Genomic DNA, 19,600 nt, shown 5'->3' on the forward strand with positions numbered 1-19,600 from the left:
AACGGAAGGTGTCCTTGATTGGTTGAAGGTTCATATTCCGTTCATCCGTAAGCAGGCGCCATCAGGGAACCAGCAGGACCTTGCCCGTGGTGCGCCTGCCCTCGAGGTCCTCGTGGGCACGTCGCGCCTCGGCAAGGGGGTACGTGGCACCGATCCGGACCAACAGGCGCCCCTTTTCTGCGGCGGCGAAGATCTCCGCCGACCGCCAGCGACGCTCCTGCTCATTGAGCAGGAAGTGGGCCAGGGACGGGCGGGTCAACGTCAGCGACCCGCCCGCATTGAGACGCTGCGGATCCACCGGAGGAACGGCCCCCGAGGCTGCCCCGAACAGGACCAGCGTGCCTCGCGTGCGAAGGCAGGAGAGGGACCCGTCAAAGGTGTTGCGGCCGACGCCGTCGTACACCACGTCCACGCCCTTCCCGTTGGTGAGTTCGCGGACATGGTGGGGGAAGCCCTCATACCGCAGCACATGGTCGGCCCCGGCGTCGCGGGCAAGTTCTCCCTTGGCCGCCGAGGAAGCCGTGGTGATGACGCGGGCCCCCCTTTCCTTCAGCAGTTGGATCAGCAGCAGGCCGACGCCGCCGGCACCGGCGTGCGTCATTACGGTGTGGCCCGGTTCGACCTTGAAGGAGGAATTGATGAGGTAGTGCGCGGTCATGCCTTGGAGCGGCAAGGCAGCCGCCGTCAGGTCGTCGACGCCATCCGGCACCGGAAGTGCCTTGGCCGCATCGAGCACCGCGTAGCCGGCGTAGCATTTAGTGCCCTCGGCCGTGGCCACCCTGGTGCCGACTGCGAAGTTTTCGACGCCCTCGCCGAGCTCCTCTACAGTCCCAGCGGCTTCCGAGCCAGGCGTAAAGGGGAACGGGACCTGGTACATGCCGCCGCGCTGGTACGTCTCAATGAAATTGACGCCCGTGGCCGCGACTTTGATGAGTAACTGGCCGGGGCCGGGCGTCGGGCGGTCCACCTCGGCGAGCTCGAGGACTTCCGGACCTCCGGACTGGCGGGCAACGATGGCATGCATAAAGGGTCTCCTCTCCGGGCGGGGATTTCCCGCAGCCGGTGTCTCTGACCATCCTAGGGATACCGCTACCGACGACGAAGCGACGGCCGGTAGCCGGCCGTCGCTTCGGGACATAAGGAGGGAAGGGCAATGCGGGGGAGTCGCGTGACTCGGGGTGTGCATGCTAGAACCGCCGGGTCACCGTTGCCATGGGGCACTCGAAGTGGCGTCCTGCGGCAAGGCCCACGTCGTTGAGGTAGCGGACGATGATGCCGTAGGACTGCAGCAGCGTGGTCTCCGTGTAGGGCACCTGGTGCTTCTTGCAGTACTCGCGGACGATCTTGGCAGCCTTGTCCAGCTGGGGGCGCGCCATGTCCGGGAAGAGGTGGTGCTCGGCCTGGCGGTTCAGGCCCCCGAGCAGGATGTCCATAAACCGGCCGCCGGAGATGTTCCGTGAGGTCAGGACCTGGCGGCTGAAGAAGTCCACGCGGCTGTCCGCGGGCAGGACCGGCATGCCCTTGTGGTTCGGTGCGAAGGAAGCGCCCATGTAGAAACCGAAGACGGCAAGCTGCACGCCAATGAAGGCGAACGCCATTCCCAGCGGAAGGAATGTAAAGGCGAGCGCGGGGAGGAGACTGAGCCGGACCAGCAAAATGGGAAGCTCTACCCAGCGGTGCGTCACCTTGGCCCGGCGGAACACGAACTTCACGGAATCGATCTGCAGACCCAGTCCAACAAGGAACAGCAACGGGAAGAAGAACCAACCCTGCTTGCGGGTCAGGAATGAAAACCGGCCCTGCCGCGTGGCGGCACCTTCGGTGTGGAAGGCGATGGCCCCGGTGGCAATGTCCGGATCCTTGGAAATGACGTTGGGGTGGTTGTGGTGGGCGCCGTGCTTCTGCTCCCACCAGGAGTAGCTCATCCCTGCCACCGAGGTGGCCAGGATCCGGGCGGTCCAGTCGTTGGCCCGGCGCGACGCGAAGATCTGGCGGTGCCCGGCCTCGTGGGCCAGGAAACTGAGCTGAGTGCAAAGAACTCCGACTGCCGCGGCAATGAGGAGCTGGAACCAGCTGTCGCCGATCAGGGCGAAGCCCAACCACGTAGCGGCCATCAGGAGGACCAAGCTGGCAAAGAGCGTGACGTAGAAACCGACGCGCCGTTCCAGCAAGCCTTCGGCCTTAACGCTTTTCAATAGCTCCGAATAGCTCAGGACAACGGCGTTGGGCTGCCGGACACGCGATTTAGGGCGCTCTGACATGGGGAAGGTGGTGGTCATGGAGCCGGGCCTCGTAACTGTTTGGGGCAACGCTGCAGCCGACATTCGGACTGCACGGTCAGGATCACCCTCATCCCAGCCTACGCCTGCCTGTCCAGCGGGACTCGGACTCGACGGAACATCCTATGCATAAATATCGGGCACACTGAATATTTTTGCTGTAAGATTCAGGGCATGACTATTTCTGTTGCCGTCTCCGGAGCCAGCGGCTATGCCGGGGGAGAAGTCCTGCGCCTCCTGGCGGGGCATCCGGACGTGACCATCGGTGCCATCACCGCGCACAGCAATGCAGGCTCCCGTCTCGGTGAACTGCAGCCGCATCTGCACGGACTGGCCAGCCGCATCCTGGAAGACACCACGGTGGAGAATCTTTCCGGCCACGATGTGGTGTTCCTGGCGCTCCCACATGGCGCTTCGGCCGAGATCGCGGCCCAGCTTCCGGAAGGCACCGTAGTGATCGACGCCGGCGCAGATCACCGCCTCGACGATCCGGCCGCGTGGGAAAAGTTCTACGGCTCGGCCCACGCCGGGACGTGGCCCTACGGCCTGCCGGAGCTCCCCGGCCAGCGCGAAGCCCTTAAAGGCGCCACCCGGATCGCCGTCCCGGGCTGCTACCCGACCTCGGCCCTCCTGGCACTGACGCCCGGGTTCGCCGCCAAGCTGCTCCAGCCCGACGACGTCGTGATCGTTTCCGCCTCCGGCACCTCGGGTGCGGGCAAGGCCGCGAAGGTGAACCTCATCGGTTCTGAGGTGATGGGCTCCATGAGCCCCTACGGCGTGGGTGGCGGCCACCGCCACACCCCCGAGATTGAGCAGGGGCTTTCTAACGCTGCCGGCGAGAGAGTCACGGTGTCCTTCACTCCGACGCTCGCGCCTATGAGCCGCGGCATCCTTACCACCGCCACGGCGAAGATCAAGCCCGGCACCACTGCGGCGGACCTCCGCCAGGCGTGGTCGGATGCCTACGACGACGAACCGTTTGTCCACCTCCTGCCTGACGGGCAATGGCCCGCCACCAAATCGGTCCAGGGCTCCAACCACGCCGCCATGCAACTGGCATTGGACGAACACACCGGCCGCGTGATTGTGACGTGCGTCATTGATAACCTCACCAAGGGGACTGCCGGCGGCGCCGTGCAGTCCATGAATATTGCGCTTGGCCTGGCGGAAACCGCCGGCCTCAACCTGCAGGGAGTTGCACCGTGACCGTTACCGCCCCCCTGGGATTCCGCGCCGCAGGCGTCACCGCCGGCCTGAAGACCTCCGGCAAGCCGGACTTCGCCCTGGTGGTCAACGACGGCCCGACCAAGGCCGCCGCCGCCGTTTTTACCAGCAACCGGGTAGCCGCGGCTCCCGTCCACTGGTCCCGCCAGGTGGTCTCGGACGGCCGTGTGGACGCCGTGGTCCTCAACTCCGGCGGTGCCAACGCCTGTACCGGTCCCCAGGGGTTCCAGAACACCCACAGCACGGCCGAAAAAGTGGCCGCTGTCCTGGGCATCTCGGCGACGGACGTTTTTGTCTGTTCCACCGGCCTGATCGGCGAACAGCTGCCCATGGACAAGATCCTCCCGGGCGTCGAAGCTGCCTCGGCCGCGTTGAGCACGGACGGCGGGCCGGCAGCGGCCACCGCCATCATGACCACAGACTCGGTGCCCAAGTCCGCGCTGTTCATCGGCACGGACGCCGACGGCCAGGAGTTCACCATCGGCGGCATCGCCAAGGGCGCCGGTATGCTGGCGCCGGGCCTGGCCACCATGCTGGTGGTCCTCACTACTGACGCCGACGTCGAAGCGGAAATGCTCGACGTCGTCCTCCGCGATGCCACGCGCGTCACCTTCGACCGGGCTGATTCGGACGGCTGCATGTCCACCAACGACACCGTGGTACTGCTGGCTTCCGGCGCATCCGGCGCCGTCCCGTCCGCCGAAGCCTTTGGTGCCGGGCTGACCCAGGTGTGCGCCGAACTGGCACGCAAGCTGATCGGGGATGCCGAAGGCGCCAGCCATGACATCGCCATCCGCACGTTCAACGCGGCCAGCGAGCGGGACGCCGAAACCGTCAGCCGCTCGGTGGCCCGGTCCAACCTGTTCAAAGCAGCCATCTTTGGCAAGGACCCAAACTGGGGCCGCGTGCTGTCCGCCGTGGGCACCACGGATGCCGTGTTCGAACCGGATCAGCTCAATGTCGCCATCAACGGCATCCAGATCTGCCGCAACGGAAGCATCGGCGACGACCGCAACCTGGTGGACCTGGAACCCCGCGAAGTTCTGGTGGAAATCGACCTGCAGTCCGGTGCCGCCGAAGCCACCATCTGGACCAACGACCTTACCCACGACTACGTCCACGAGAACAGCGCCTACTCCAGCTGATCCTCACGCCTGATCCCACCAGCAACCCTGGAGATACTGCACGCATGAACACCCAGACCCGTGAAACCACGTCCATGAGTGATGCCCAGAGCAAGGCCGGCACGCTGATTGAGGCGCTGCCTTGGATCCAGCGGTTCGCCGGCTCCACCATGGTGATCAAATACGGCGGCAACGCCATGGTTAATGACGAACTGCGCCGTGCTTTCGCCGAAGACGTGGTGTTCCTGCACCATGTGGGCATCCACCCCGTGGTGGTCCACGGAGGCGGTCCGCAGATCAATTCCATGCTGGCGCGGCTGGGTATCGAGTCCGAGTTTAAAGGCGGCCTCCGTGTCACCACCCCCGAAGCCATGGACGTGGTCCGGATGGTCCTCACCGGCCAGGTAGGCCGCGAACTGGTAGGCCTGATCAACTCCCACGGCCCCTACGCCGTGGGAATGTCCGGCGAAGACGGTGGGCTGCTCCGCGCCGTCCGGACCGGCACTGTCATTGACGGCGAGGAAGTTGACCTGGGCCTGGTAGGCGAAGTCGTCGGCGTCAACCCGGAGGGCATCCTGGACATCCTGGCCGCCGGCCGCATCCCGGTCATCTCCACGGTGGCGCCGGAAATAGAGTCCGACGGCGTCGAAACGGCGGCCGGAGAGGTCCAGACCACGGGCCAGGTTCTGAACGTCAACGCCGACACCGCCGCGGCGGCCCTGGCCGAAGCCCTGGGGGCGTCCAAACTGGTGATCCTCACCGACGTCGAGGGACTGTACGCCAACTGGCCGGACCGGTCATCCCTCATCTCCTCCCTCACGGCATCGGAGCTGCGCCAGCTCCTGCCGTCACTTGAATCAGGCATGATCCCGAAGATGGAGGCATGCCTCAAGGCGATTGACGGCGGAGTGGAACGCGCGCACATCGTGGACGGCCGCCTGCCGCACTCGATGCTCCTGGAAACATTCACGACGGCGGGCATCGGCACGCAGGTCGTCCCCGATGAGGAAGTGAACGCATAGTGACAAGCACTGAACTGAACCATTCCGCTGAAGGCCGCAGCAGCGATGGGGTGAGTCCGGGGACGGGCGGGACCCCCATCGCTGCGGAGGCCACGGCGACCACCCTCGTTTCCCACAGCACTGGCGCTGAGTGGCTCACGCGCTATTCCACGTCCCTGATGGGCGTTTTTGGTACCCCGCAGCGGGTCCTGGTCCGCGGTGCCGGCTGCCTGGTCTGGGACGCCGACGGCAAGGAATACCTGGACCTGCTCGGCGGTATTGCCGTTAATGCCCTGGGCCACGCCCACCCGTTTGTGACGTCCGTGATCGCGAGCCAGCTGGCAACCCTTGGCCATGTCTCCAACTTCTTCACCAGCCCTACTCAGATCGCACTGGCCGAAAAGCTGCTGACACTGACGCACGCACCTGCGGGCTCCAAGGTGTTCTTCACAAACTCCGGCACCGAAGCCAACGAAGCCGCCTTCAAGCTGGCCCGGCGCAACGGCACGGGTCCCCACGGCGCGCCCCGCACCAAGATCATCGCCCTGGAAGGAGCCTTCCACGGTCGCACGATGGGTGCCCTGGCACTGACCGCCAAGGAAGCCTACCGCGCACCCTTTGAGCCGTTGCCCGGCGGCGTGGTCCACATCCCCTTCGGCGACGTCGCAGCCCTGGAAGCGGCCATCGACGAAACCGTGGCCGCGGTCTTCCTGGAGCCGATCCAGGGCGAAGCCGGAGTGCGGCCACTGCCTCCTGGGTTCCTGTTGGCGGCCCGCGCGGCAACCACAAAGGCCGGCGCCCTGCTGATCCTGGACGAGGTCCAGACCGGAATCGGCCGGACCGGCAAATGGCTCGCGACGGAGGATTCCGGGATCGTTCCTGACGCCATCACCCTGGCAAAAGGCCTCGGCGGCGGTTTCCCCATCGGCGCGCTGCTGACGTTCGGTGAGCAGACGTCGTCGCTCCTGGCTGCGGGCCAGCACGGGACCACCTTCGGCGGCAACCCGGTGGCCACGGCGGCCGCGCTGGCCACGCTGCACGCGATCGAAAGCCAGCGGGTCCTGGAAAATGTTGCTGCAGTGGGCGACTACCTCCGCGCCGGACTCGCCGCCATTGACGGCGTCACCGAAGTCCGGGGCGTTGGCCTGCTCATCGGCTTCGACCTGGACTCCGAGGTGGCCCCGGCCGTGGTGACCGCAGGCCTTGACGCCGGCTTTATCATCAACAGCCCCGGGCCCCGCACCATCCGGCTTGCCCCGCCGCTGGTCCTCACCAAGGACCAGGCCGGCACCTTCCTCGCCGCCTTCCCGGCAATCCTCCAGACAGCTAAGGACGCGCAGTGACCCCCGTAGTTTCTTCCGCCGGCACAGCCGGCACCACCCGCCACTTCCTGAAGGACACGGACCTCAGCCCCGCCGAGCAGGCGGAGGTTCTGGACCTGGCCGTCCGGATGAAGGCCGCGCCCTACAGCGTGCAGCCGTTCGCCGCGGAGGGCAACGGCCGCAAGACCGTGGCCGTCATCTTCGACAAGACCTCAACCCGTACCCGGTTTTCTTTTGCCACGGGCATCGCTGACATGGGCGGCAACGCCCTGATCATCAACCCGGGCGAGGCCCAGATCGGCCACAAGGAGTCTGTTGAGGACACCGCCAAGGTCCTGGAGCGTATGGTCTCCACGATTGTGTGGCGCACCGGCGCGCACTCGGGCCTGGTGGCCATGGCGGCGAACTCCGCGGTGCCGGTTATCAACGCCTTATGCGACGACTACCACCCGTGCCAGCTCCTCGCGGACCTGCTCACGGTCAAGGAACACAAGGGCGAGCTGGCGGGCCTCACCATGAGCTACCTCGGCGACGCCGCCAACAACATGGCCAACTCCTACCTGCTGGCCGGAGTCACCGCCGGGATGCACGTCCGCATCGCCGGGCCGGAAGGCTACCTCCCGGCAGCCGAGATCGTTGCCGCAGCCGAGGAGCGAGCCGCCCGGACCGGTGGTTCTGTCCTGATCACCACCGACGCTGCCGTGGCACTCAAGGGCGCGGACGTTGTGGCCACGGACACCTGGGTCTCCATGGGCCAGGAAACTGAAAAGGAAGCCCGGATGCAGCTGTTCCGGGAGTACTCCGTCGATGAGGCGGCCATGGAACACGCGGCGGACGACGCCGTCGTGCTTCACTGCCTGCCCGCCTACCGCGGCTATGAGATTTCTGCCGGCGTCATCGACGGCCCGCAATCCATCGTGTGGGACGAAGCCGAGAACCGGCTGCACGCGCAGAAGGCCCTGATGGCCTGGCTGATGCACCAGTCCGGCCTGGCAGTGGTGGAAGGACTGCCGCCCTTAGAGGACGGGCCGGCGCCGGAGGTTGGCAACTAGTGTCCGTCCCGCCGGCAGCGCCGGGCTCCAGCCCGGCCACCAAGACGGCCCGCCAGGCGCGCATCACCGCGATCCTGACGGGTGAATCGGTGCGCTCCCAGGCGGAGCTCGCTGCGTTGCTGGCGGACGACGGCGTCCAGGTCACCCAGGCCACGCTGTCCCGGGACCTCGTGGAACTCGGCGCCGTCCGGGTCCGCGGCAAGGAAGGCGTGCTGGTCTACGCCGTCCCCGGCGAGGGCGGCGAACGTGCGGCCAAAACCGGCGTCAGCCAGGAGATCCTGGATGCCCGGCTTGCCAGGCTGTGCAGCGAGCTCCTGGTCACTGCGGAAGCCTCGGCCAACATCGCCGTGCTCCGGACCCCGCCCGGTGCAGCCAACTTCCTGGCCCTGGCGATTGACCACTCGGTGATGCCCTCCATCTTGGGGACCATTGCCGGTGACGACACCGTGCTGCTGGTGTCCCGGGATCCGCAGGGCGGGCAGGACCTCGCGGTCCGGTTCCTGCAGCTCGCCGAGGAAGCCGGCGGCAGCCAGTAATCCCATCCCGCCCGAACACCCTCCCGGTGTGAAAGGCTTTCCCCAGAACGTTTTTCCCTGAAGAATTTCCCCGATCAACATCTACAACCCCAATTAGGAGCATTCTCGTGACTGAGCGCATTGTTCTGGCCTACTCCGGTGGCCTCGATACTTCCGTAGCCATCGGCTGGATCGGTGAAGCCACCGGTGCCGAGGTCATCGCCGTAGCGGTCGACGTCGGACAGGGCGGCGAGTCGCTGGAGACCATCCGCCAGCGCGCCCTCGGCTGCGGCGCCGTCGAAGCCTACGTGGCCGACGCCTCCGACGAGTTCGCCAACGAATACTGCATGCCCACGCTGAAGGCCAACGCCCTCTACCAGGGCCACTACCCGCTGGTTTCGGCGATCTCCCGGCCCGTCATCGTCAAGCACCTGGTCAAGGCAGCCCGTGAATTCGGCGCCACCACCGTGGCCCACGGCTGCACCGGCAAGGGCAACGATCAGGTCCGCTTCGAAGTGGGCATCCAGACCCTCGGCCCGGACCTGAAATGCATCGCTCCGGTCCGCGACCTCGCCCTCACCCGCGACAAGGCCATCGCCTTCGCCGAGGAAAAGGGACTGCCGATCGAGACCACCAAGAAGAACCCGTACTCGATCGACCAGAACGTCTGGGGACGCGCCGTCGAAACCGGCTACCTCGAGGACATCTGGAACGCGCCCACTAAGGACATCTACGACTACACCGCGACGCCTGAGTTCCCGCCGGCCCCGGATGAGGTCACCATTTCCTTCGAAGCCGGCGTGCCGGTAGCGATCGACGGCGTCCGGGTCACCCCGCTGCAGGCCATCAAGGAACTGAACCGCCGAGCCGGAGCACAGGGTGTGGGCCGGATCGACGTCGTCGAGGACCGCCTCGTGGGCATCAAGTCCCGCGAAATCTACGAAGCCCCCGGTGCCATGGCGCTGATCACCGCGCACAAGCACCTCGAGGACATCACCGTCGAGCGCGAGCAGGCCCGTTTCAAGGCCACTGTTGGCCAGCGCTGGGCCGAACTGGTCTACGACGGCCAGTGGTTCTCACCGCTCAAGCGCTCCCTGGACGCGTTCATCGAAGACACTCAGCAGTACGTCACCGGCGACATCCGCATGGTGCTGCACGGCGGACAGGCGATCGTCAACGGCCGCCGTTCCGGGACCTCGCTCTACGACTTCGACCTCGCCACCTACGACACCGGCGACACGTTCGATCAGTCCATGGCACGCGGTTTCATCGAGCTGTGGGGCATGTCCGCCAAGGTTGCCTCCGGCCGCGATATCCGCGTCGCAGGAAAGTAAGAATCGGTGGTTGAGCCTGTCGAAACCCCGAAATCGGAAGCCACCAACACCGGCGCATTGTGGGGCGGCCGGTTCGCCGGCGGCCCCGCGGATGCACTCGCGGCGCTGAGCAAGTCCACGCACTTTGACTGGCGGCTGGCCCGCTACGACATCGCCGGCTCGAAGGCGCACGCCCGCGTGCTGCACAAGGCCGGGCTGCTGGACAACGCCGAGCTGGAAGGCATGCTGGACGCCCTGGGCCGGCTGGATGACGATGTCGCCTCGGGTGCCTACCTGCCGGCGGACTCCGATGAGGACGTGCACGGGTCCCTGGAACGCGGCCTGATCGAGCGCGCCGGCACCCAGCTGGGCGGCAAGCTCCGCGCAGGCCGGTCCCGCAACGACCAGGTGGCCACGCTGGGCCGCATGTTCCTGCGTGACCACGCCCGGATCATCGCGCGCGGCGTGCTGGCAACCATCGAGGCACTGGTGGGGCAGGCGAAGGCGCACCTGGGTGTGGCCATGCCAGGCCGCACGCACCTGCAGCATGCCCAGCCCGTCCTGCTCAGCCACCACCTGCTTGCCCATGCCTGGGCGCTGCTGCGCGATGTGCAGCGGCTTCAGGACTGGGACAAGCGCGCGGGGGTTTCGCCTTACGGCTCCGGTGCCCTCGCAGGCTCGTCGCTGGGCCTCGACCCGGAGGCCGTCGCGGCGGACCTGGGCTTCTTCTCCGCCACCCACAACTCGATTGACGGCACCGCCTCCCGCGATGTTTTCGCCGAGTTCGCGTGGGTTACGGCCATGATCGGCGTTGACCTGTCCCGCGTCTCGGAGGAAGTCATCCTGTGGGCCACCAAGGAGTTCTCCTTTGTGACCCTGCACGATTCCTACTCCACCGGTTCCTCGATCATGCCGCAGAAGAAAAACCCGGACGTCGCTGAGCTGGCCCGCGGCAAGGCAGGGCGCCTGATAGGCAACCTGACCGGGCTGCTGGCCACGCTCAAGGGCCTGCCGCTCGCGTACAACCGCGATCTGCAGGAGGACAAGGAACCGGTCTTCGACGCCGCCGATACCCTGGAGCTGTTGCTCCCGGCTGTTTCGGGCATGATCGCGACGCTGAAGTTCAACACTGAACGGATGGAGTCGCTGGCACCGCAGGGTTTCGCTTTGGCCACGGACATTGCCGAGTGGCTGGTCCGCCAAGGCGTTCCGTTCCGCGAGGCACATGAGCTCTCCGGGGCGGCCGTGAAGCAGGCCGAAAGCCGCGACGTGGAGCTGTGGGACCTGACGGATGGGGAGTACCTTGCCATCTCGGAGCACCTGACTCCGGAGGTCCGCACGGTCCTGTCCACCGAGGGGTCGCTCAAGAGCCGCAACTCCCAGGGCGGCACCGCACCCGCCGCCGTCGAACGCCAGCTGCTTGCCCTCGAAGGCGAACTTGCCGGGGTGCGCGGGTACGCAGCCTGACAGTCAGACGCTCTCTCAGTTAATGCATCATTTTGGCCGACGCCCTCTCACTTTCCGCAAGGAAGTGGGAGGGCGTTGTACGTTGACGGCCGAGGCCTCCCCGCTACCATTACGCCATGAGTGACACCTTCCGCAGCAACCTGCGTGCACTGCCGGACTTCCCCAAAAACCTGCCGGACTTCGAGCCCGCCACAGCCCCGGCAGACCCGGTAGCGCTGTTCAAGCTATGGCTGGATGAAGCCCTCGCCGCCGGGGTGCTGCAGCCCCATGCCTGCAGCCTGGCCACGGCGGACGGAAACGGCCGGCCCTCTGCCAGGATGCTGATCCTGAAGAACATCGACGACGACGGCTGGCACTTCGCCACGTCCCGTACCTCCCGGAAGGGCAGGGAGCTGTCCGTCAACCCGAGCGCGGCCCTGAACTTCTACTGGCCGCAGCAGGGCCGGCAGGTCCGGGTCGCCGGCCCGGTGGTTGAGCTGTCCGCCGAAGCATCTGCTGACGACTGGCGGGCGCGCCCGGCCGCCGATGGCAGCGACAATCCGGACTGGCAGCTCTACGCGGTCAGGCCGACGGAACTGGAGTTCTGGCAGGCCCGCCACGACCGTCGGCACATTCGGCACCGCTGCGGACCGGACGGTACCCCGTTCAGCTAGGATGGGCGCCATGACAGCTCCCGCACCTGCTGACCTGCTCGCCGAACTGCACAAGGCCGCCAACACCGTGTCTTTCACCGCTGCGAAATTCACCGATGACGATGTCAAGGCACCCGCGGGACTCCCCGGGTGGACCCGCGGGCACGTCCTGGCGCATCTCGCCGGCATCTCCAACGCCATGGCACGGCAGCTGGAATATGCTGCCCGCGGTGCCACTGTTGAGCTGTACGACGGAGGCCAGGACGGACGCACCAAGGCCATCGAGATGGCGGCAGGCCACCCCGCAGATGCGCACCGGGCTGACCTGCAGGCTGGCCTGGACCGGGCACTGCAGGCTTTTGACTCGCTGGACGCCGGCTCCGGCTGGCAGGTACCCATTACCTTCCGTGGCGGAGTGGTCTTCGACGGTGGCCTGGCGCTCTGGCGGGAACTGGTGATCCACACGGCCGACCTGGATGCTGGTCTCGGCCCCGAGACGTGGAGCCGGAAATTCTGTGAGCACCTCTTCGACTTCCTGGCTGCCCGCGTGCCGGCAGGGGAGAAGCTGGTGCTGCAGCCGCTCGGGCTGCCGCCCGTGACCCTTGGCAGCGGCCGGTCCACCGTCATCAGCGGGATGATCACGGACATTGCCGCCTGGCTGGCCGGCCGTGAACCATCGCTCGGCAGCCTGCGTGCCTCAGCCGCCGCGGACGGCGTGGAGCTCCCGGAACTGCTGCCATGGCCAGCCGGGACACCCACAGCGCGGTAGCCCCCTAACCGGCCTCCCGGGCCAGCAGGCTTTCCGTGGCCTCGCGGGCGAGCAGGCTCTCCTTGATGGCCAGGCCCCAGCGGAAACCGCCCAGGGAACCGTCGGTGCGGATGACCCGGTGGCACGGCACAAACAAGGCCGCCGCGTTGAAGGCACAGGCGCTGGCCGCGGCCCGGACCGCTTTCGGGTTTCCGGAGAGTTCGGCGTACTCGGTGTACGTCACCGGTGACCCGGGGCGGACGGTCCTCAGCACATCCCAGGCGTGGGACCGGAACGGCCCCGACTTCTGCCGGACCGGAACGGCCATGGCCGGTGCGGGGTCGCCGGCATAGAACGCTTCCACGGCCCGGGAGATGCTGCCCAGATCCGTTACCGCCTCAACGTCTCCGGGACGCAGCTCGGGGTGGATCTGGCCCATCAGCTCGTCCGGCCCGGCGGTCCAGCCCGACGCGAGGACCACGCCATCCTGGGCCAGGACGGTGAACGGACCGTCCGGCGTGGATATCACTAACAGCTCGGCTTTCATAGCATCGCTTTCTCTGGAACGGCGTGGGTTTGTCCGGGGGATTTAGGCGCCGCGGCGGCGCGCCACAGGTGCATGGTGGCATAAGACCGCCACGGGCTGATCTCGCGGAAGTCCGGGCTGGGCGTCAGGTCGGGCGCGTCAGTACCGCTGCCCTCGTTGCGGTTGTGTGCTGGGGCGAGCGCCTTGATGCCATTTCGCACGGCGGCGTCGTTGGCCAGGAACACGTCCGGCGCGCCGAGTACCCGCATTGCCACGTAGCCGACGGTCCACGGCCCCACCCCGGGAAGGGGAAGCAGCTTAGCGCCGAGTCCGGGCAGATCGTCCCCGTAGCCAAAATCCAGGTGGCCGCCGGCGAGGGCCGAGGCGGCTGAACGGATGGCGTCAATACGGCGTTGCGGCCCGCGCAGCAGCGAGTAGCCGGCCTCGGCTATCTCGGCCGAGGTCGGAAACAGCCGCTCGAGTCCCTGGCCGGGAACCAGGCTGGGACTGCCTGCGGCGGCCAGCTGCGTCAGTGCGGTCCGGGCCGCGGCCACCGTGATTTGCTGCCCGATCATCGCCCGAATGAGCAGCTCCTGCGGATCCACAGCCCCGGGCATCCTGATGCCCGGGGCGCCTGCTACCGATGCGGCCAGGCGGGGTTCCTGCGACAGGGCACTGTCGATGGCTACCGGGTCGGCGTCAAGATCGAAGAGCCGGCGCACCCTGCTCAGCAGGACGGGCAGGTCCCGGAGGTCCACCGCGCCGATGGTGAGGGTCAACGGCCGCCCGGGCGCGCCGCCGTCGTACCTCACGCTGAAGCGGGCACCACCATGCGGAAGCTGCAAAGTACGGGCGTACGACGTCGGTGTCCCCGCCTCGATCCCGGGGATCGCCCTGACGGCGAGGAAGGAAAAGATGCCGGGGTCGAACGGTTCGCGGTACGGCAGGCTCAATGTCAGCGAGGTTGCGGCCGCAGGGGAGCGGTGGTGCCTGGCGGTCGCGCGCAGGGCAGTGGGAGTCATGGCGAAAACCTCCACCACGGTGTCGTTGAACTGGCGGACGCTGCTGAAGCCGGACGCGAACGCGATGTCCGCCAGCTTCATCGTCGTGGACACCAGCAGGGTGCGGGCGGTCTGGGCGCGGCTGGCCCGGGCCAGGGAGAGCGGGCCGGCGCCGAGCTCGTGGCTGAGGATCCGGTTCAGCTGCCGGGAGGAATATCCCAGCCGGGCGGCGAGGCCCTCCACCCCGTCCCGGTTGATCACGCCGTCGTTGATCAGGCGCATCGCCCGGCCCGCCAGGTCCTGCCGGGTGTTCCACGCAGGAGTGCCGGGCACCGCCTCGGGGAGGCAGCGCTTGCACGCCCGGTAGCCAGCGTCGTGCGCTGCGGCAGAGGTTTCGTAGAAGGTGACGTTGACCGCTTTCGGGGTCCGGGCGGGGCAGGACGGACGGCAGTAGATGCCGGTGGTCCGGACAGCGGTGTAGAACTGCCCGTCGAACCGGGTGTCCCGCGCGTCAATTGCGCGGTAGCGCTGCCAGAAGTCCATGACCTCCATCCTGCCAGCCGGCGACGGGGACTGCTAGCGGAAATCGGACACGGCCGTGGCGTTCGGTAGAGTCGGACCATGACCGCCAGCAGCAGCCCCGTGCCTCCGGAGCAGCTCCGTGAACTGCTGTCGGGCGATGCCCGGAGGATCGCTCCGCTTCTGCTGGGATCCGTAATGACCCACCACAGCCACGAGGGAACCGTGGCCGTGCGGATCACCGAGGTGGAGGCGTACATGGGTCCTGGCGACTCGTCGCACCCTGATCCGGGCTCCCACACATTCCGCGGCCCCACGGCTCGCAACGCGCCCATGTTCGGCCCGGCCGGCCACCTCTATGTCTATTTCACGTATGGCATGCACAACTGCGCCAACATCGTCTGCGGTCCGGCGGGAGCCGCATCAGCGGTCCTGCTGCGGGCGGGCGAGGTGGTGGAGGGGCAACACCTCGCACTTGTGCGGCGTCCGACGTCGAAATCGGCCCTTGACCTGGCGAGCGGCCCGGCCCGGCTGGCCACCACGCTGGCCCTGACCGCGGCCGATAGCGGCCGGGATGCCCTTGCTGACCCCTTCGAGCTCCGGCTGCCTTCGGCGCCGGCTACCGTGTTCAGTTCCGGGCCGAGGGTGGGCGTCTCCGGCGACGGCGGTTCCGCAGATTATCCGTGGCGCTTCTGGCTGCCAGGCGATCCCACCGTGTCCCGCTACAAGGCGGCTAAGGTGCGCCGGGCATAATCCGTCCCGCACGTGTGGCCGTCCGCCGGAAAATGAACAGCGGACGAATTCCGGGGCAGGGGACCGGCGGGCGCGTTAACCGAAATGGTTGTAGAATGGACGGTCTGTCTTTTGCGATAGGGGAACGTTTAATGCTCGACGCCGATTTGGCCCACGAACGGAACTATGTTGCCGGCCTGTACTCGCGGCTGGAAGAGCTCCGCGCGGAAAAGCGCCTGCAGTTGGCACAGGTCCGCCGGGCCGGTGCCGTGGGCACCATGCAGAATGTCTCCGAACGCGACGCCTTCGCCGCGCTCTACGAGGACCGCCTCGCCCAGCTCGACGCTGTCGATGACCGCTTGGTCTTCGGCCGCCTTGACCTGGATTCCGGTGAGGCCCAGTACATTGGGCGCATCGGACTGACCACCGATGACCTCCAGCGGCTCATGGTGGACTGGCGCGCGCCCGAGGCCGGCCATTTTTATCAGGCAACGGCGTTTGACCGGCAGGGCGTCCGTCGCAGGCGGCACCTGATTCTGCAAGGCCGGGAAGTCAAGGCCATCGAGGACGACGTCCTTGATGCGGATATGCTCGCGGACGATGCATCGCTGCAGGGCGAAGGTGCACTGCTGGCGGCTCTGGATTCCAAGCGCACCGGCCGGATGTCCGACATCGTCGGCACCATCCAGTCGGAGCAGGACCGCATTATCCGGTCCTCCATGTCCGGCGCCCTCGTGGTGCAGGGTGGTCCCGGTACCGGCAAGACTGCCGTGGCGCTGCACCGGGCCGCGTACCTGCTCTACACGCACCGGGACCGGCTGAAGACTGCCGGCGTGCTCCTGGTGGGCCCGTCGTCGTCGTTTATGAAGTACATCGAGCGTGTTCTTCCCTCGCTCGGTGAGACCGGCGTGGTCATGGCCAGCGTGGGCCGCCTGATGCCGGGGATCAAGGCGGTTGCTGAACCCGAAGCCGAGGTCGCGGCCATCAAGGGGCGGCTGGACATGGTGAAGGTTGTCGCCAATGCGGTGGCGAACCGGCAACGGATTCCTACCGAAGACCGTGTCCTGGACGTCGACGGCCGCAAACTGGTGCTGACGCGGCGGCAGGTGAGCCGTGCGCGTGAACGTGCGCGGTCCACCGGTAAGCCGCACAACGAGGCACGCCTGACGTTCATCAAAATTCTGCTCCGCGAACTGACCGAGCAGATGACCGATCTAGTGGAAGCCGGAAGCATCGGCAACAACGCCGACCGCTCGTATCTGGCCGAAGATGTCCGCACGGCCCGCGACGTCCGGATCGTCCTGAACCTCTGCTGGATGCCCGTGACTCCGGAGAAGCTGATCACCGAGCTGCTGAGCAAGCCCGCAGTACTGGCGGCCTGCACACCGCACCTGTCCCTTAAGGAGCAGTCACTGCTGCTGCGCCCCGCGGATGCTCCCTGGACCGAGGCTGATGTCCCGCTGCTGGATGAAGCCGCCGAACTCCTTGGCGACCTGGACCCGGCAGCCGGCCGTGGACTTGCACAGCAGGAGCACGACCGGGCCCGCGACCTTGCCAACGCCAAGCAGACGCTGGTGAACATGGGGGACATGGGTGTCGACGTCCTCATCACCGCCGAGGAACTCGCCGACCAGAACCAGGAGCGCGAGAACCGCCAGACTGCCGCAGAGCGCGCCACCAGCGACCGCACGTGGGCCTTCGGCCACATCGTGGTGGATGAGGCGCAGGAACTTTCGCCGATGCAATGGCGCCTGCTGGTCCGCCGTTGCCCGCTGAAGTCCTTCACCATCGTGGGCGATATTGCGCAGACCAGTTCTGTTGCCGGTGCCAACTCGTGGCAGGGGGCCCTGGCGCCGATGTTCGGTGACCGCTGGCAGTTGGAGGAGCTGACGGTCAACTACCGGACGCCGTCCCAGATCGCCGAGGCCGCCGCCCGTATGGCCAACGCTGCCGGACTGGTGGTTTCCGCGCCGAAGGCCGTCCGCGAGGGGCGCTGGGCCCCGGTCATCGACAAGGTGGACCACGGACAGGTGGTGAGCCGTTTGGTGGAGGTGCTCCCCGAGGAACTGGCAGCGCTCGACGGCGGCCTCCTGGCCGTGATTGCCGACGGCGACCTTCTGCCCGCGGCAACGTCAGCCCTTCGTGCTGTATATGGCCGGCGGATCGGCAATGGGGCAGGCAGCTACGAGCAGGACATCGTGGTCATCAGCCCGCGCGAGGCCAAGGGCCTGGAGTTCGACGGCGTTGTGGTCCTCGAGCCTTCCGTCATGCTCAACCACGAGCACGGCCGCGTGGGCGATCTGTATGTCGCCATGACCAGGCCTACGCAGCGGCTCCGGCTGATCGCCGCGGAAGGTATTCCGGCCGGCATCGAAGGCTGAGCCGGTTCGCTTTACCCCTTGACGCCCGGCGCCGTTCATTTCGGCGCCGGGCGTCGTCGATCCTGCTAACTTAGAAGTCGTGTCAGAACTCAACGATTTCGAATCCCAGCAGAACGACCCTACCTTCGCCAATGTCTGGCAGGAGCTGAAGTGGCGCGGCCTGGTCCACGTCTCCACCGATGAAGAGGAACTGGAAAAGCTCCTCGCCGGTGATCCGATTACCTATTACTGCGGATTCGATCCCACCGCGCCGAGCCTGCACCTGGGCAACCTGGTCCAGCTCCTCGTGATGCGCCGGCTGCAGCTGGCCGGGCACAAGCCGCTGGGCCTGGTGGGCGGATCCACGGGACTGATCGGCGATCCGCGGCCCACTGCCGAGCGAACGCTGAACACCAAGGACACGGTCAATGAATGGGTGGGCTACCTCCAGGCCCAGGTCCGCCGCTTCCTCAGCTTCAATGGCCCCAGTGCGGCCCGCATGGTCAACAACCTTGACTGGACCGCGCCCCTGAGCGCCATCGACTTTCTGCGCGAGATCGGCAAGCACTACCGGGTCGGCACCATGCTGCGCAAGGATGCTGTCGCTTCCCGGCTCAGCTCGGACGAGGGCATCAGCTACACGGAATTCAGCTACCAGATCCTGCAGGGCATGGACTACCTCCAGCTGTTCCGCGACTACGGCTGCATGCTGCAGACCGGCGGCTCGGACCAGTGGGGCAACCTCACCAGCGGCACCGAACTCATCCGCAAAGTTGAGGGTAAGAGTGTGCACGCCCTGGGCACGCCGCTGATCACCAACTCGGACGGCACGAAGTTCGGCAAGAGCGAAGGCAACGCCATCTGGCTCGACGCCGGCATGTGCAGCCCGTACGCCTTCTACCAGTTCTGGCTGAACACCGCCGACTCTGACGTCGTGGACCGGCTCAAGGTCTTCACCTTCCTGAGCCGCGCGGAGATCGAAGGGTTGGCAGCGGCCGTGGCAGAACGTCCCTTTGCACGGGAAGGCCAGCGGAAGCTGGCGTTCGAAGTGACCTCCCTGGTCCATGGTGTGGAGTCAACGGAGAAAGTCATCGCGGCGTCCGCTGCCCTCTTTGGCAACGGTGACCTGACCGCCCTGGATCGGCCAACGCTGGAAGCAGCCACATCGGAGCTTCCGTCCGCACGCATCCAGGTGGATGGCCTCGGGATCATTGACCTGCTCGTGGCATCCGGCCTGTCGGAGAGCAAATCCGCGGCCCGGCGGACTGTCGGTGAAGGCGGCGCCTACGTAAACAACGAGAAGGTGTCCGACCCCGAAGCTGTCATCTCCGAGGCGGAGCTGCTGCATGGCCAGTACTTGCTCCTGCGCCGCGGCAAGAAGAATCTCGCGACTGTCGAAGTCCTGGTTCCTTAGCCTTCCCAAGCCCCCATTCACGCTCCTCCGCAGCCGATTTGCACGGCCTCGGGGGAGCGTGTATTGTTTTCTGAGTCGCCGCCGTTGAGTGGCGACAAACCCCCTTCACAAGAGAAGCAATTCATCGTGTGCAAAGCACGAAAATGATGAAAAGCTTCACTTTTTGATGGGCGGATTCGTTCCACAGAGTGAATATCGGGAAAATAGCCCGGATTTGCAAAGTGAATAAGAATGAAATAAGCTATAAACATCGCAGCGAAGAAAAGCGAAGCAAAAGAATTCATTAGAATATGAATTGTTTCGGGAATTATTCGAATGTGTCTGTTGTTTGAGAACTCAATAGTGTGCCAAGTTTGTTGATACCAATTGTT

The 19,600-nt window shown here is 66.3% G+C and carries 18 protein-coding genes; 13 read left to right on the forward strand and 5 right to left on the reverse strand.

What is annotated here, in order from left to right; translation table 11 throughout:
- Positions 1 to 61: 61 nt before the first annotated feature.
- Positions 62 to 1,024 carry a quinone oxidoreductase gene (locus QK290_RS13265; protein ID WP_282331114.1) on the reverse strand — a complete coding sequence of 321 codons (963 nt, stop codon included), beginning with the start codon at positions 1,022 to 1,024 and terminating at the stop codon, positions 62 to 64.
- Between the two features lie 163 nt (positions 1,025 to 1,187).
- Positions 1,188 to 2,279, reverse strand: a complete 1,092-nt coding sequence (locus tag QK290_RS13270) for an acyl-CoA desaturase (protein WP_282331115.1) — start codon at positions 2,277 to 2,279, stop codon at positions 1,188 to 1,190.
- Between the two features lie 174 nt (positions 2,280 to 2,453).
- Here QK290_RS13270 and argC point away from each other — a divergent pair, with 174 nt between their 5' ends.
- The 10 genes from argC to QK290_RS13320 all read left to right on the forward strand — a co-directional run bounded on the left by argC (position 2,454) and on the right by QK290_RS13320 (position 12,698).
- Positions 2,454 to 3,485 carry an N-acetyl-gamma-glutamyl-phosphate reductase gene (gene argC, locus QK290_RS13275; protein WP_282331116.1) on the forward strand — a complete coding sequence of 344 codons (1,032 nt, stop codon included), beginning with the start codon at positions 2,454 to 2,456 and terminating at the stop codon, positions 3,483 to 3,485.
- Positions 3,482 to 4,648 (forward strand): bifunctional glutamate N-acetyltransferase/amino-acid acetyltransferase ArgJ, encoded by a 1,167-nt coding sequence (gene argJ / locus QK290_RS13280; RefSeq protein ID WP_282331117.1) that lies wholly within the window; start codon positions 3,482 to 3,484, stop codon positions 4,646 to 4,648. The genes argC and argJ overlap by 4 nt, the downstream gene beginning before the upstream one ends.
- 44 nt (positions 4,649 to 4,692) lie before the next feature.
- Positions 4,693 to 5,649, forward strand: a complete 957-nt coding sequence (argB, locus tag QK290_RS13285) for an acetylglutamate kinase (RefSeq protein WP_282331118.1) — start codon at positions 4,693 to 4,695, stop codon at positions 5,647 to 5,649.
- A 77-nt stretch (positions 5,650 to 5,726) separates the two neighbouring features.
- The gene (locus tag QK290_RS13290) at positions 5,727 to 6,971 is read left to right on the forward strand and encodes an acetylornithine transaminase (protein WP_282331135.1); all 1,245 of its coding nucleotides are present in this window, start codon (positions 5,727 to 5,729) and stop codon (positions 6,969 to 6,971) included.
- Complete coding sequence (argF, locus tag QK290_RS13295; RefSeq protein WP_282331119.1) at positions 6,968 to 8,002, forward strand: ornithine carbamoyltransferase; 1,035 nt, start codon at positions 6,968 to 6,970, stop codon at positions 8,000 to 8,002. The genes QK290_RS13290 and argF overlap by 4 nt, the downstream gene beginning before the upstream one ends.
- Entirely contained in the window at positions 8,002 to 8,538 is a 537-nt protein-coding gene (locus tag QK290_RS13300; protein ID WP_282331120.1) for an arginine repressor, read from the forward strand. The genes argF and QK290_RS13300 overlap by 1 nt, the downstream gene beginning before the upstream one ends.
- A 107-nt stretch (positions 8,539 to 8,645) precedes the next feature.
- Positions 8,646 to 9,851 carry an argininosuccinate synthase gene (locus QK290_RS13305; protein ID WP_282331121.1) on the forward strand — a complete coding sequence of 402 codons (1,206 nt, stop codon included), beginning with the start codon at positions 8,646 to 8,648 and terminating at the stop codon, positions 9,849 to 9,851.
- A 6-nt stretch (positions 9,852 to 9,857) separates the two neighbouring features.
- Positions 9,858 to 11,297, forward strand: coding sequence for an argininosuccinate lyase (argH, locus tag QK290_RS13310; protein ID WP_282331122.1), 1,440 nt, complete (start codon positions 9,858 to 9,860; stop codon positions 11,295 to 11,297).
- Between the two features lie 116 nt (positions 11,298 to 11,413).
- Positions 11,414 to 11,950, forward strand: coding sequence for a pyridoxamine 5'-phosphate oxidase family protein (locus QK290_RS13315; protein WP_282331123.1), 537 nt, complete (start codon positions 11,414 to 11,416; stop codon positions 11,948 to 11,950).
- Between the two features lie 10 nt (positions 11,951 to 11,960).
- Positions 11,961 to 12,698 carry a maleylpyruvate isomerase family mycothiol-dependent enzyme gene (locus QK290_RS13320; RefSeq protein WP_282331124.1) on the forward strand — a complete coding sequence of 246 codons (738 nt, stop codon included), beginning with the start codon at positions 11,961 to 11,963 and terminating at the stop codon, positions 12,696 to 12,698.
- 4 nt (positions 12,699 to 12,702) lie between these two features.
- On the opposite strand, the gene QK290_RS13325 is transcribed toward QK290_RS13320, so the two are convergent.
- Both QK290_RS13325 and QK290_RS13330 read right to left on the reverse strand, forming a co-directional pair.
- Positions 12,703 to 13,224 (reverse strand): methylated-DNA--[protein]-cysteine S-methyltransferase, encoded by a 522-nt coding sequence (locus QK290_RS13325; RefSeq protein ID WP_282331125.1) that lies wholly within the window; start codon positions 13,222 to 13,224, stop codon positions 12,703 to 12,705.
- On the reverse strand, positions 13,221 to 14,747 hold the full coding sequence (locus QK290_RS13330; RefSeq protein WP_282331126.1) for an AlkA N-terminal domain-containing protein: 1,527 nt from the start codon (positions 14,745 to 14,747) through the stop codon (positions 13,221 to 13,223). Before QK290_RS13330 ends, QK290_RS13325 begins: the two co-directional genes overlap by 4 nt.
- A 78-nt stretch (positions 14,748 to 14,825) precedes the next feature.
- Between QK290_RS13330 and QK290_RS13335 the strand changes: the two genes are divergently transcribed.
- The 3 genes from QK290_RS13335 to tyrS all read left to right on the forward strand — a co-directional run bounded on the left by QK290_RS13335 (position 14,826) and on the right by tyrS (position 19,229).
- Positions 14,826 to 15,476, forward strand: coding sequence for a DNA-3-methyladenine glycosylase (locus tag QK290_RS13335; protein ID WP_282331127.1), 651 nt, complete (start codon positions 14,826 to 14,828; stop codon positions 15,474 to 15,476).
- A 131-nt stretch (positions 15,477 to 15,607) separates the two neighbouring features.
- Complete coding sequence (locus QK290_RS13340) at positions 15,608 to 17,836, forward strand: AAA family ATPase (protein ID WP_282331128.1); 2,229 nt, start codon at positions 15,608 to 15,610, stop codon at positions 17,834 to 17,836.
- Between the two features lie 79 nt (positions 17,837 to 17,915).
- Complete coding sequence (gene tyrS / locus QK290_RS13345) at positions 17,916 to 19,229, forward strand: tyrosine--tRNA ligase (protein ID WP_282331129.1); 1,314 nt, start codon at positions 17,916 to 17,918, stop codon at positions 19,227 to 19,229.
- A gap of 17 nt (positions 19,230 to 19,246) precedes the next feature.
- Here the strand turns inward: tyrS and QK290_RS13350 are convergent.
- The coding region (locus QK290_RS13350) for a hypothetical protein (RefSeq protein WP_282331130.1) at positions 19,247 to 19,600 on the reverse strand (354 nt) is incomplete at its 5' end.

The organism is Pseudarthrobacter sp. AL07 (genome assembly GCF_029960665.1).
Taxonomy (GTDB): domain Bacteria; phylum Actinomycetota; class Actinomycetes; order Actinomycetales; family Micrococcaceae; genus Arthrobacter.